Origin of the sequence: Desulfolithobacter dissulfuricans (assembly GCF_025998535.1) — a bacterium.
Taxonomy (GTDB): Bacteria; Desulfobacterota; Desulfobulbia; order Desulfobulbales; family Desulfobulbaceae; genus Desulfolithobacter; species Desulfolithobacter dissulfuricans.
Map to the genome: position 1 here is coordinate 2482986 of NZ_AP024233.1, position 13552 is coordinate 2496537.

The following is a 13552-nucleotide window of genomic DNA, read 5'->3' on the forward strand; positions in this document are numbered from 1 at the left end:
CCCCTGCCCCTGTTCCCTTGCAGCTCCAGTGGTGCGCCAGCCTCCCGAACCGGTCTCCACCGGCCCGCGCCGATGCCGTGCTTTTCACCACAGTGAATTTCATCTAATAATTCAGCGAGATGCGCCGCAGCCCCTATAAAACATCACTGTATTGCATAATTATCTCTTTTTCTCTAATAAAATGTTTGCATTGCCTGAATTTTTACTATATTATCCCGCAGACGTTTGCAGAGGATGCGTCAGCACCTCAGATATTTACTAAGAGAGGATAAGCAAATGACTAAAACACTTGTGGAAATGACTGCTGAAATTATTCAGTCTCAAATCAGCACCCGGGAGATGAGCACCGACGAAATCAAGGTGGCTCTGAACGAAACCTTCCAGACTTTGAAGGGGTTACAGGAGGCGGAGATCTCCGGCCAGGACGCAGGCGACGACGAAAACAAGCCGGTCATGGATCCGCGGAAATCTATCCAGCGCAACAAGATTGTCTGCCTTGAGTGCGGCCAGGAGTTCAAAATGCTTTCGCCAAAGCATCTCAAATCCCATGGTCTCACCTCCAAGGAGTACAGGAAAAAATATGGATTTTCCGCCCGCCAGCCCCTCTGCGCGAAATCCCTTTCCGAGCGGCGTTCCAAATCAGGTAAAGAACGCGGCCTGCCGGAGAACTTGAGAAAGGCGATAGCTGCCCGGACTAAAAAGAAAAAATAAAGAAGTTCTCCAGTAATACCGTCTTGACGTAAAAAGGTCAGACCTGCTCTGACCTTTTTACGTTACTGTATCAACCCCCATTGTTCTGTCACATAACAGGTACGCACCTGTTTATCGGGACAGAATTCCAGCATCTTTCCCCCATGATTGGTATATTTGACTCCGGTGTCGGCGGAATGACAGTGGCCCGGGCCATCGAGCAGCACTGTCCAGGCCTGCCCCTTATCTACTTTGGTGATATCGCCCGGACCCCCTATGGTTCCAAGAGCCGGAGCACCATCATTGACTATTCACGTCATAACACCGAACTGCTCCTGGAACACGGGGCCAGCATCATTGTCATTGCCTGCAACTCGGCGGCCAGCGTGGCCACCGGTGTCCTCAGGGAGCAGTACCCGGTACCGGTCCTGGACGTGGTCGGCCCGGCGGTGGACCAGGCCGTTCAGGTCAGCAGAAGCGGCCGGATCGGTGTTATCGGCACCCGGGCCACGGTCAGAAGCGGGATCTACGAACGGTCTATACAGGCACAGCTCCCTTCGGCCACCGTCCTGAGCCAGCCCTGCCCCCTGCTGGTACCGCTGGTCGAGGAAGGCTGGCTTTCAAGGCGGGAGACCAAGATGATTCTCCGCCGCTACCTTTATCCCCTGCGCCTCCGACAGATCGACACCCTGGTTCTGGGCTGTACCCATTACCCGCTGCTCAAGCACCTGATCGGGCCGCGTATCGGCCGGCGGGTTCAGCTCATCGATTCTTCCCTTGCAGTTGCCCAACATTTGCACCATTATCTCCAGGACCATCCGGACCTGGCCGAGAGGGTGCGCCGGAGCGGGCAACAGAGCCGGTTCCTGGTCTCCGACTGTACCGGAGCGATCCGGCAACTGGCCGGGAAGATCTTCGGCCGCCCCATAGATCTGGAGACGATCCATGTATAGATTTTTTTTGCTTCTGCTCCTTGTCGTCGTACCCCTCTCCACCACCGCGCTGGGTGCCCCCTCCACAAAAAACGACGCTGTCCGGGACGCCCGGGCCTTGCAGGAGCGCTATCAGCGGTTGACAAGCCTCTGTTTTGATTTCACCCAGATCACCCGGACCGGCGGCCGGGAGAGGTATGGACGGGGTGAGGCCGTCTTCTTACGCCCGGCCGGCCACAAGAGCGTCATGCGCTGGGACTACCTGCAGCCGGACCGCCAGGTCATTGTCAGTGACGGCCAGACCCTCTCCATCTACACGGAAAAGGATAAACAGATGATCGTCACCCCGGCCAGCGCCCTGGAGTCCGACATCACCTATGGTTTTTTCGCCGGCACCCGGAACCTGCTCGACGACTTCAACGCCCTGCCTCCGGACACCCGGTATGTATCTTCCCTGCCCGGGCCGGCGCTGCGCTCCATCCGCCTGGTGCCCCGCCGTCCCCATCCGCAGATAAAGGAAGTACAGATATGGTTTGACAGGGATCACCTGATCCACCGGATCATCATCGAGGATCATTTTGACACGGTTACCGAACTGACCTTCGCCAACATCAGGACCGATGAACTGCGGCCGGACGATACAGAGGCCCTGCAGCAGATCATTCACCTGTCGATCCCGCCCGACACGGAAATCATTACCCAGTAAAGCCCATGCGCGTGCTGCTTGTCTCCATGCCGTGGGCGATTTTCAACCGCCCATCCATCCAGCTCGGCACTCTCAAGAGTTACCTCCAGTCCCGGGGGATCGAGTGCGTCACCAGCCACCCCTTCCTCGATGTCGCCCGGCTCATCGGTACCGACAGCTACCGGCTCATCGCTGAAAATTCCTGGGCCGGGGAAGCGCTCTACTCCGGCCTGCTCTTTCCCGAGCACCGCAGCCAGGCCGAAAAGCTCTTTAACCGGGAAATGCGCGGCTCGCTCCAGGCCGATTTCCACGCCATCACCCGGCTGCTTGAGCACCAGTTCACCTCCTGGCTCAAGACGCAGGAGCTCGAAGGTTTTGACCTGATCGGTTTCGCGGTCTGCTTCGCCCAGTTGCCGCCCAGCCTCTACGGTGCGGCCCGCATCAAGGAGATCCACCCCGATATCCCCATTGTTTTCGGAGGCTCCACCTGCACCCCGGCCATCGGCAGTACTCTTCTCGAGGTCTTCCCCCAGGTGGACCATGTTATCACCGGTGAGGGCGAGCGTCCCCTGGAGGACCTCTGCCGCCTGCTGGCCGGGGAGGAAAAGGAGGGCCGGGACAATATTCTCAGCCGTGTCAACCTCCCTGCCGATCCGGAAGAGATATCCGCCCTTAAAAACCGGGAGATCAGGGAGCTCGACCAACTGCCTGTCCCTGATTTCGATGACTACTTCCAGGACCTGCGTCAATCCGGCATGGTCTTCATCCCCACCCTGCCGGTGGAGTTTTCCCGCGGCTGCTGGTGGAACAAGTGCACGTTTTGCAACCTGAACCTGCAGTGGTGCGGCTATCGCTGCAAATCGGCCGCCCGCATGGAGGCGGAAATCCAGCATCTCAAGACCAGGTACCAGTGCCTGGACTTCACCTTCACCGACAACGCTCTGCCGGTGCGCGAGGCGGATCGGTTTTTCAAATCCATGGTCAGCGGTGGAGACGACCTGCGTTTTTTTGCCGAGATCCGGGCCATGCAGAAACAAAAGACCTACCACCTCTATCGTCGGGGCGGGCTGGAAAGCGTCCAGGTGGGTATCGAGGCCCTGTCCTCCACCCTCCTTAAGCGGATGAAAAAGGGGGTCCGGGTCATGGATAACGTGGCGGCGATGAAATATGCCGCCGCAGCCGGAATGAAGCTGGACGGTAACCTGATCCTGGAATTTCCCGGCTCCACCGGGGCCGAAGTCCAGGAAACCCTGCGGGTACTTGACGCGGTCCTGCCCTACCGTCCTCTGCAGGCCGCCGGTTTTTTTCTCGGCCTTGGCAGCCCGGTTTGGGCCAGTCCTGCCGATTACGGAATCAGGGCCATCACCAGTCATCCCAAAAACCGGCTGCTCTATCCGGACAATATCCTGAACCGGCTGGAAATGCTGATCAAGTCCTACCGCGGTGACCGGCAGGCCCAGAGAAAACAGTGGCAGCCGGTGCGGGACAAAATAGCCCGATGGACCGCCTTCCATGAAAACCGGGACCCCAGCCGTCCTCCGCTCAGCTGGCGTGACGGGGGCAGTTTCCTGATCATCCGCCAGGAACGACCCGATCCGAAGGAGAAGCAGAAACAAAAGACCTATCATCACCGGCTGCGGGGCCTGTCACGCCAGATCTATCTGGCCTGCGACCGCCCGGTGACGAGAAAGGAGTTGCTGCACCGTTTCCAGCAGGTTACAAAAGAGCAACTCACAGCCTTCCTGGACGATCTTGAAAAAAAACAGCTGCTCTTCCGGGAAGATGACACTGTCCTGGCCCTTGCCTTCAGGGAGCGCGCGGCCAGCAGCCAATCCTGAGCCATGAACAGACCATGCTGATAGCCATTGTATCTGATTCCCACGACATGATTCCCAACCTGCACCGGGCGGTCTCGCTTGCCAACCGCGAGGGAGCCGAAATCATGATCCATTGCGGCGACCTGATTTCGCCATTCATGCTTTCCCAGCTCCGTCGGTTCCAGGGGCAGGTCCATCTCATCTACGGCAACAATGCCGGCGACCAGCATCTCATCTCCTCGCGGTGCCAGACCATGTTCGAGAATATCCGCCACCACGGTGTCCAGGGCGAAATAGAGGTCGACGGCCTGCGGATCGGTTTTATCCACTACCCGGAAACCGCCATGGGCCTGGCCTGTACCGGAAAATACGACGTGGTCTGCTGCGGGCACAACCATGAGTACCGGGTGGAGCGGGTCGGCAACTGCCTGCTGGTCAACCCCGGTGACCTGCTCGGCAAGGACGAGGTTCCCGGATTTATTCTCCTGGACACCGTCACCCTGGAAACCCGGCGCCTGGATGCCGGCGAGCAGCTTGTTTTTGACGACGACCTGCTGTAGAGTGCCCCTTCCAGACCTTGTCCGGACCAATTTACATAAAAGTCTCGTCCCATCCTCCGGGGGGGACAACAGCTTTCATGTTTCGTTGTGCAGGCCGTGGGAGCCTGCATGGGTGTTAGACAGAACCATGGAAAATGGTTGGAGGCCCGGATGGGCTGAAAGCCGGGAATCCCGACCTGGAAGCCATGTGCAGTTCCGGTCCATGGTTTTCCCATCTCATTTATTTCTTATTACAGATTGTGGTACGCATCATGAGCGACGAACGTTTTGAAGATCTCTTCCAGGAAAAAACCGTCACCAAGCAGAAACTTTTTCCCGGCGACAAGGTAGAGGCCGTGGTTGCCGGCACCAGCGGGGAGAATGTCTTTCTCGATGTCGGTGCCAAGAGCGAAGGCGTGATCAGCGCCGCCGAGTTGCGCAACGAGGATGGCGAGCTCACCGTCAAGCCCGGGGACACCCTGGCGGTCTTTCTCCTGGCCGTGCGCAACGGCGAGATGGTCTTCACCACCCGTATCGGTTCCGGTCAGGCCTCGGTCCAGGAACTGGAGGATGCCTTTCATTCAGGGATCCCGGTGGAAGGCAGGGTCACCGGCGAGATCAAGGGCGGCTTCCAGGTCACGGTGGCGGGCCAGCGGGGCTTCTGCCCCTATTCGCAGATGGATATCCGGCGGATCGAGAACCCGGATGAATACGTGGACAAGACTTTCTCTTTCAAGATCATCGAGTTCGGTAACCGGGGCCGCAATATCATACTCTCGGCCCGGGCGGTCATGGAAGAGGAACGGGCCCGGCAGCGTGAAGCCCTTGAGCAGAGCCTGGAAGAGGGCATGCAGGTTGAAGGGACGGTGTCGTCCATCCGCGAATTCGGCGCCTTTGTCGATATCGGCGGAGTGGATGGCCTGATCCCGATCTCCGAACTCGCCTGGGGGCAGGTGGAGCGGGTCGAGGATATACTGGAGCAGGGCCAGAAGGTGCAGGTGGTGGTCAAGAAACTGGACTGGGAGCGCGACCGGATCTCACTGAGCCTCAAGGAGACCCTGGAAAATCCCTGGGAGCGGGTGGAAGAGAAATATCCCGTCGGCTCGGTGCATGTGGGCCGGGTTTCCAGGCTGGCTAACTTCGGCGCCTTTATCTCCCTGGAACCCGGGGTGGACGGACTGCTGCACATCTCCAAGCTGGGAGCCGGACGGCGGATCAACCATCCGCGGGAGGTCCTGGAACCGGGCCAGGAGATCACGGTCAAGATCGACGGTGTGGAACGGGAAAAACAGCGGATATCCCTGGTTCCGGAGGACTTTACCGACTCAGCCGGGACAGAGAAAAAAGAAAAAGAGTCCGGCCGGGAACCGTCTTTCCGGCCACAGGCCCCCGGCTCCATGGGGACGCTTGGCGACCTGCTCAAGGCGCAGCTGAAAAAATAGAACCTGGATCAACCGGCCCCCTCCTGCTGCCGCTTGATCTCGAACATGATGATTCCAGCGGCCACCGAGGCGTTGAGGGAATCGAAATCGCCGGCCATGGGAATGGTGATCAGGTGATCGCACTCCTTCCGGACCAGAGGCCGGATTCCCTTGCCCTCGCTGCCGATCACCAGGGCGACCGGGCCGGTGCAGTCGGTCTCATAGATGGAGCCGGCCTCCGATCCGACCACGGCACCGTAGATCCACAGACCGCGCTCCTTGAGCAGGGCCAGGGTATCGCGCAGGTTACCCACCTGGGCGATCTGCAGATGGGTCACGGCACCGGCCGAGGTCCGGGCCACGGTGCCGGACAGGGGCGCGGACCGGTCCCGGGTCAGGATGACCGAACCGAATCCGGCCGCCAGGGCGGAACGGAGGATGGAGCCCAGGTTCCTCGGATCCTGGATGGAGTCGAGCACCAGGAGACGGGGCGAACTCTGCTCCTCAAGGGATGCCAGTAATCTCTCCAGCGGTACCAGGGTCGCCTGGGTCTGCCGGGCCACCACGCCCTGGTGGCGGCAGGACGGGGCAACCCCCAGCCGGTTTCGCTCGACAAAACGGAGTCGAACCCCCTGGCGTCGGGCCGTCTCGATGATGGCCTGGATCTTCGGCCCGCCCTTGCCCTTGACAACCAGGATCTCCTCGATGTTGCCCGGTGAACGCAGGGCTTCCTGGACCGCATTGAGTCCCCAGATACGTTCCTGGTCCACCTCCTGGGATTGCTGCTTTCCACCGCCCGGACCGGGCCCGCGCATCTTCTTTGCCGCTTTTCCTTTTACCATCAGATGATACCGGGGACCTGGGTCCCGTCTATCCGCCGCCGTCGGCGGCTGCGCTCGGCAATGATAATAGCCCGCAGGCTTTCCACCGCCTCATCCAGCCGGTCGTTTATGACCAGATAATCATACTCCGACGCCGCCTCCATCTCGATCTCCGCATTCCTGAGCCGCAGGGCGATGGTCTCCTCGGTTTCCGTGCCCCGGCCCCGCAGCCTGCGGGCCAGTTCGTCCAGGGACGGGGGAGCGATGAACACCGTCACCGGCTCCGCGGTCCGGCGGATCTGCCGGGCCCCCTGGACATCGATATCCAGGACCACGTCCAGACCCTGTTCCAGCCGGGCCACGACCTCGTCCCGGCCGGTCCCGTAAAAATTGCCGTGGACCTCGGCCCATTCCAGAAAACCCGACGGTTCCCGGTCCCGGATGGCGATAAACTGCTCCCGGGTAACGAAATGGTAGTCCCGGCCGTTTTCTTCTCCCGGCCGGGGCGGCCTGGTGGTATGGGAAACCGAAAAAACCAGCCCGGGCAGGTCGCCCATGACCTTTCTTAAAATGGTGGTTTTGCCGCAGCCCGAAGGCGCGGAAATGACAAGTATGAAGCCCTTACTCATCGTTATTCTCCTGGAACCGGCCCAGGATCCGGACCGGGTTCTGTTGTTCGGCGGCCAGGGCGGCAAAACGCTGATTAATGGTTTCCGGCTGCACCGAAGAGAGCACCAGGTGGCCGGAATCGAGAATGATGATGGCCCGGGTCCGCCGTCCTTCGGTGACGTCGATGAGCTTTTTTTCCCGCCGGGCCTCTTCCTTGAGTTTGCGTATGGGCGAGGAGCCCGGGTTCACCACCGCCAGGATACGGCTTATCTTGACCGCATTGCCAAAACCGACATTTATGAGTCTTCCATCCATGATACAGCTTAAAGTTGACAGAGAACAGTTGACATACCGTTACCCTGCATGATCATTGTTGACATCTGATTTTGACCGACATCCAAATAGATACGAGAAACTGTCAACCGTTGACACTCCGCTACTCGATATTCTGGATCTGTTCGCGCAGTTTCTCGATTTCGTTCTTCATCTCCACGCTGAGATGGGCGATTTCGCTGTTGCTTATCTTGGAAGCCAGGGTATTGACCTCGCGCAGGAACTCCTGGAGGAGAAAATCCAGCCGCCGGCCCACCGGTTCATCAAGCTCAAGAAAATGGCGGAACTGGTCGATGTGACTGTGCAGCCTGACGGTTTCTTCGGTCACGTCGCACTTGTCGGCCATGATGGCGGTTTCCTGGGCCAGACGCATGGGATCGATGTCCATGCTGCCCAGGAGCTTTTCTATCCGCTGCCGCAGTTCGTTCTGGCGCTGGAAGAGAATTTCAGGGATCTTCGCTTCAATGGTCTCCAGGATGCGGGCAAAACGGTCCAGGCGCCCGAGAAGCTCCTCCTTGAGGGCCTGCCCCTCGACGGAGCGCATCTGATCACACTCGGCAAGGGCCCTGGACAGGGCCTGCCGGGCCAACGGCCATTCCCGGTCCAGATCCGGTCTCTGCTCTTCCTGGGTGATCAGGTCCCGCAGGGTCAGCATGTGACTGAGGCCGACCGGAGACCGGCCGTTGCCGTTGCTGAGGTCAAATTCCTCGCCGAGGCGGGCGAGACAGTCATAATACTGGCGGGCCAGATCCATGTTCACATTGAGCACCGTCTCGCTCAAGGCTTCTCCCCGTACCTGGAGACTCACCTCCACCCGGCCCCTGTCCTGGTGACGGGCCACCAGTTTCTTGACCCGTTCTTCCAGGCCGGCAAAGGGCCGGGGCAACTGGACCCGCTGGTCCAGATAGCGATGGTTGACGGTCCGGACCTCGGCGATCCAGGTCCGGTCGTCCGCAGTGGTCTCACCGCGTCCGAAACCGGTCATACTTCGTGGCCGCATAATCGTTCCTTTTTCTGTTTGATTAGTGAAACGTTCAATTTAGGTGAAAAAAAGTTGCTGTCTCGCTGCCCGGAGCCGGTCTGGCAGCAGCGCTACCCTTTCGGTGCAGAGCAGTCGGACAGGAACAGGTTCCGATGGAGATACCCGCCGGACACCTCTGGAGCGGGCAATAAAAAAAGGCCTCCCGGAAGGGCGGCCCGCTATCCCGGCGACAACCGGGTACAACAGCAGCATCGGCGGTCTACCCGGATTCCGTAACCATGGGCAGGGCAACCTCCATACCGTCAGGACCTGGAGCTCCGCCTAACCGGCTGCGGCCCGGTTCTGGCCGCTGTCCAGCTCGGCGATCCTGTCCGCCAGCCGTTCAGCCGCAAAAACCAGGGACTCAACATCGAGAAAGTCCAGGACATGGTGGTCGAAGAGTACCTTGACCTTGGCCTCGAAGCCATCTTCCGGCTCCTCGTCCCAGAACAGAAGGTAGTGGGGTACATGGGGCAGCACGAGAATAACCATGTTCACCGAACCGCTCTGTTCCCCCTCCCCGGGCTGGCCGCCAAGAAGGCTGCAGATCCGGGCCAGGTCACCCGGCCGGCCGGCGAACCGGTCTGCCAGGCGATTTTCGCAATACGTTGCCAGGGTCCGAACCTTGGAGATGGTGTTGGGCAGGCTTTCCAGGCCGATCCAGGTGTTGTCCGGCTTTCTGCCCCCACCGTAGGCAACATAGTTGTAGAGCAGAATCTGATCCCTGGGATCGACCAGCTCGTCGCCGTCCATCAGGACCCGGTCCACCCCCAGCTCCACCCGCCGGCCAAGGTAGTCAAAGACCAGGCTGTCGGGCCGGGTCGCATCCCAGGATGCTCCCAGTCTTTCGGCCAGGGTGGAAAAATCCAGATCCCGAACCTTGGACTTGAGATGGGTTACCAGGGCCATGTCGCGTTCGTCCTGTCCCTTCTCCACCCGTTCCAGTCCTCCCCGGTCCCCGGCCGCGGCCCTGAACTCCTCCGGCAGGGAGGACGGATCCAGATAGGGACAGGTCGTGGGATCCAGCCCGCCCATGGTGACCGCGACCGCAAAGGCCAGGCAGGCGGGATGGCCGCACTCACCACAGTTGGTGGCCGGGGTATACTTGAGAAATTCGTGCGGGGTCATACCGGGATGGCGGGTTATTTCTTCAGTTTCTTGTTCAGGGCCTGAATCGTATCCTTCGTCATATCGCTATCTTCCGAGTAGTAGAGCACTGCGTTCCTGGGCAGGACAATCGTATAGCCCTTCTGCCTGGCTACTTCCTCGACCACCTGTTCCAGCGTCTTGAGGATGGGACCGTATTTTTTCTCCCGCAGCCGTTTGAGTTCCATATTGGCGTCGTCCTGCTTGAGCTGGAGGTTACGCCGTTTTTTATTCAGTTCGATGACCTTTTCCTGTCTGATATCATCGCTCCAGACCGAGGATTTCTTTTCGATCTCCTTCTGCAGAGTCAGGAGTTCCTCCTCCTCCTGCCTGAACTGCTTCTGCAGCTCCTTGAGCTTCTCTTCCATGACACTCTGCGCTTCCTTGCCGGCATCGGAGGCCTGGAGTACCTTCTGGACGTTGACCACCCCGATCTTTGTCGCGGCCGCCTGAACCGCCTGCCCCGTCAACATGACCAGGGCCATGCCACATACCACTGCAATCGCAACACCGTAAATCTTAGCTTGAATCTTCATTTATGCTCCTATGGCAAAAAAAAACCGTTCACCGCCAATCAATACCGGCGGCCCAAATCGAGTAGGGTGAGGCAAGTTAATTACGCTTGCCTCATCCCTCTCACAGAACCGTACGTACGGGTCTCGTATACGGCTCCTGTTTATTTTCCTTCATATTGAAACAGAGATTCCAGTAGATACAGCACCAAGATCAAAGAGACCCAAGCCCCGGTGTAAATATCCGTTGGGCAGGGCATAATGGCTCAAAGGACTTGCCGCATTGGCCCAGGAGTTCATTTTGATCGCATCAAACTTCCCCCTGTATCCAAGCTGCCTCAGCCTGCGGTGAAGCCGATTGGGCTTCTTCCACAATTTCAGCTGGATGGCTCGCAGTCTTCTCCGAATCCATCTCATCAGCCTTGAAAATTCTCCTGTGCAGTTCGCTATCCGGAAGTAGTTGGCAAATCCCCTCAAGAGCGGATTGAGATCTGCAATCACTTTCTCAAGATTCACCGGGGAATTACGCCGGGTCATTGCCTTGACCTTTGCCTTGAAAGACTTAATCTTGCCTCGCTGGATTTGCGTATACTGAGAGCATACGGATACTCCCAGAAAGTTTACGCCCCGACTGCTGTGGCAGATATGGGTCTTTTCACGGTTGACAGTCAGCAGCAATTCTCCTTCAAGATAGTGCCGTGCCTGCTCAAGAGCATTCTCGGCCGCTTTCTTTGATTGGCACAGAATCAGGATATCGTCCGCATAGCGGACTATTCGGTGGCCACGATTCTTCATGAATTGATCAAAAGAATCGAGATACACATTGGCTATCAGAGGGCTGATCACGCCGCCCTGTGGACTGCCGATCTCGCTAGCCGTAAATCCCGAATCCGTCATTACACCGCTCTTCAGAAACTTCTCCAGGAGACCGAGGATACTCCCGTCCCTGATCCGGCGACGAAAGGCGCTGAGGATGAGATCATGGTCCAAGGTGTCAAAGCATTTGGACAGATCCATATCAACTACCCACTTTCGATCGTAGTCACGGATAAACATCGTCGCCTTGGATATCGCCTGATGACAACTGCGGCCTGGGCGATAGCCATAGCTCGACGGGTGGAAATCCCGATCGAATATCGGCAGGAGAATGTCGAGCAGTGCCTGCTGCACTACACGGTCACGGACTGCTGGAATACCGAGCAACCGAACTCCTCCGGTTGGCTTGGGTATCTCTACCCGGCGCACGGCCAGTGGCTGGTAACTCTTTTCCCACAGTTCCTTCAGGAGACAGTCGATGTTGGCTTCGGCTGATGCGGCAAAGTCCTTGATGGACTGGCCGTCTATTCCGGCAGCTCCCTTCGCAGACCTCACCTTCCCAAACGCCTTGTGCAGAGCGTCCCTGCTCAGCATCCGGTCATACAGACTGTACCAAACGTCAACCATGCTCCTGTCCTGCGTCCCCATCCCTCCACTTCTGCCTGGAATCCCCGGGTCTTCACCCAAATGAGAGCGCCTTCTATCCCAATGGGCAATGTACGCTCAACTGTTCAGGTTACTCCGATGAACGGCCAAAATCAGCAGACGGCCTCTCACAGCATACCGCCGAAAATGTGCCCCGCCCCGTCGGGCAGCTTGTGTTCTGACTCCAGACCTCCATGATCTTCAGGGAACCTTCAAATAAACTTCATCCCTTCGCAACTGATACCGCTTTTGGCAAATACCAGCCCCTGTCAAACAACGCTGACAGGTCATCCCGGTTTTATCCTCCACGCTGTTACCAGGCTTCTCCGGCCGGGATTTCATCACTACTACGGAATCATCTGCCACCTCCCACCGCTTCGGTAGGCCTTGGATCTCTCCTTGAACCTTCCTTAACTCTCGTACTGCAAGTACGCTAGGAGGCTTCCCCGGTTAAGGCGAACTCCCGGTGAGCAATCCCATCCTCAATCACGCCAAAGGTCTGACCAGGTATCGGGCTTCACGCTATTGTGCACGCTTACCCACCTATGACGCCGAATCAGGTTCACTTACGCTATGTACCGCTCACTTCCTATCGCTTCCTTCAGACCCTGCCGTTGCCAGCAACGCCCTTGCGATTCGGATTGTCTTCCCCCTGGTCGGGGTGACGCCTGCGTTCCGCAGGCTGGGTTTGCCCGCCATGCCGGGCAAACACAAAACCGGGAAAGAGCAGGGCCCTTTCCCGTAAACTCATGGTTCTCGTACCAGCGCTACTACACCACCCGAAAGCACGCACATTCTTTCCCGGGTGATTTCAGCAAGGTGGTTACCCCGCGATCAGTCAGCATCCACCGGTCAGTCGACAATAACAAAGTCGTCCCGCCGGTTCTGGGCCCAGGACAGTTCGTCGTGACCGTAGAGGAGCAGTTTTTCCTCTCCCCAGCTGACTGTACTCATCCTGTCTGGAGAGACCCCGAGATTTTCCAGGTATTTCTTGGCGCTCTGAGCCCTTCTTTCCCCAAGGGCCAGGTTGTATTCCCTGGTTCCGCGCGGGTCACAGTTTCCTTCGATGCGGATCCTGATCTCGGGATTGGCCTTGAGAAAGTCGGCATTCTTTTCGATCCGCTCCACCTGGTCCCCACGAATGGCCGATGAGTCGAAATCAAAATAAATCGGCAGCATGGGGGCCGATGTCCGGGCCTCCAGGATGGTATCCTCTGGTGACACCTCGGTCTCCAGGGGTTCTGCCGGCCCCATGGCCTCACTATCCATGGTTGCGGTCACTTCAGAACCTTTCTGGTTTTTACTGCCGCATCCACCCAGGACAAAGGCTGTGGATACCAGCAGAAGTACTGTCAGGAAAAACGTTTTACCGGTGCGCATGACACGGTCCTCCGCCACTCTATTTTTATGCACAGAAATATTCCCGGGGGCCGGTCCGGCTCCATGGCTGAGTCCAGTACAGGCCCCGCCGCCCGAATCGGGGAGAAATTCCCCTGGCGGGAGCCGGGATGCGATCCTGAAGAGCTCCCCTCCAGGACCTGTTTCACTCCCCCATAATGAACTGT

At 58.3% G+C, this 13552-nt stretch carries 14 protein-coding genes; 6 read left to right on the forward strand and 8 right to left on the reverse strand.

What is annotated here, in order from left to right:
* Window positions 1-234: 234 nt before the first annotated feature.
* The 6 genes from GF1_RS10935 to rpsA all read left to right on the forward strand — a co-directional run bounded on the left by GF1_RS10935 (window position 235) and on the right by rpsA (window position 6105).
* Window positions 235-711, forward strand: a complete 477-nt coding sequence (locus GF1_RS10935) for a Ros/MucR family transcriptional regulator (RefSeq protein WP_267926585.1) — start codon at window positions 235-237, stop codon at window positions 709-711.
* Window positions 712-854: 143 nt separating this feature from the next.
* Window positions 855-1643: a glutamate racemase gene (gene murI, locus GF1_RS10940; RefSeq protein WP_267926586.1), complete on the forward strand. Its 789-nt coding sequence runs from the start codon at window positions 855-857 to the stop codon at window positions 1641-1643.
* Entirely contained in the window at window positions 1636-2328 is a 693-nt protein-coding gene (locus GF1_RS10945; RefSeq protein ID WP_267926587.1) for a LolA family protein, read from the forward strand. The genes murI and GF1_RS10945 overlap by 8 nt, the downstream gene beginning before the upstream one ends.
* Window positions 2329-2333: 5 nt before the next feature.
* Window positions 2334-4145 (forward strand): RiPP maturation radical SAM C-methyltransferase, encoded by a 1812-nt coding sequence (locus tag GF1_RS10950; RefSeq protein ID WP_267926588.1) that lies wholly within the window; start codon window positions 2334-2336, stop codon window positions 4143-4145.
* A gap of 14 nt (window positions 4146-4159) precedes the next feature.
* The gene (locus tag GF1_RS10955) at window positions 4160-4684 is read left to right on the forward strand and encodes a YfcE family phosphodiesterase (protein WP_267926590.1); all 525 of its coding nucleotides are present in this window, start codon (window positions 4160-4162) and stop codon (window positions 4682-4684) included.
* Between the two features lie 251 nt (window positions 4685-4935).
* Entirely contained in the window at window positions 4936-6105 is a 1170-nt protein-coding gene (gene rpsA, locus GF1_RS10960; RefSeq protein ID WP_267926591.1) for a 30S ribosomal protein S1, read from the forward strand.
* Window positions 6106-6113: 8 nt separating this feature from the next.
* Here rpsA and rlmB read toward each other — a convergent pair whose 3' ends face one another.
* The 8 genes from rlmB to pal form a co-directional block, all read right to left on the reverse strand.
* Entirely contained in the window at window positions 6114-6926 is an 813-nt protein-coding gene (gene rlmB, locus GF1_RS10965) for a 23S rRNA (guanosine(2251)-2'-O)-methyltransferase RlmB (RefSeq protein ID WP_267926592.1), read from the reverse strand.
* A complete protein-coding gene (gene gmk / locus GF1_RS10970) occupies window positions 6926-7534 on the reverse strand; it encodes a guanylate kinase (protein WP_267926593.1) in 609 nt (202 codons plus the stop codon). The genes rlmB and gmk overlap by 1 nt, the downstream gene beginning before the upstream one ends.
* Window positions 7527-7829, reverse strand: a complete 303-nt coding sequence (locus tag GF1_RS10975; protein WP_267926594.1) for a DUF370 domain-containing protein — start codon at window positions 7827-7829, stop codon at window positions 7527-7529. Before GF1_RS10975 ends, gmk begins: the two co-directional genes overlap by 8 nt.
* 121 nt (window positions 7830-7950) lie before the next feature.
* Window positions 7951-8847 (reverse strand): YicC/YloC family endoribonuclease, encoded by an 897-nt coding sequence (locus GF1_RS10980; protein WP_267926596.1) that lies wholly within the window; start codon window positions 8845-8847, stop codon window positions 7951-7953.
* Window positions 8848-9150: 303 nt separating this feature from the next.
* The gene (locus GF1_RS10985; RefSeq protein ID WP_267926597.1) at window positions 9151-9996 is read right to left on the reverse strand and encodes a DUF3786 domain-containing protein; all 846 of its coding nucleotides are present in this window, start codon (window positions 9994-9996) and stop codon (window positions 9151-9153) included.
* A 14-nt stretch (window positions 9997-10010) separates the two neighbouring features.
* Window positions 10011-10550, reverse strand: a complete 540-nt coding sequence (locus tag GF1_RS10990) for an OmpH/Skp family outer membrane protein (RefSeq protein ID WP_267926598.1) — start codon at window positions 10548-10550, stop codon at window positions 10011-10013.
* Window positions 10551-10700: 150 nt separating this feature from the next.
* Window positions 10701-11969, reverse strand: a complete 1269-nt coding sequence (gene ltrA / locus GF1_RS10995; RefSeq protein ID WP_267926322.1) for a group II intron reverse transcriptase/maturase — start codon at window positions 11967-11969, stop codon at window positions 10701-10703.
* An 870-nt stretch (window positions 11970-12839) separates the two neighbouring features.
* Window positions 12840-13367 (reverse strand): peptidoglycan-associated lipoprotein Pal, encoded by a 528-nt coding sequence (gene pal, locus GF1_RS11000; RefSeq protein WP_267926599.1) that lies wholly within the window; start codon window positions 13365-13367, stop codon window positions 12840-12842.
* Window positions 13368-13552: the final 185 nt, after the last annotated feature.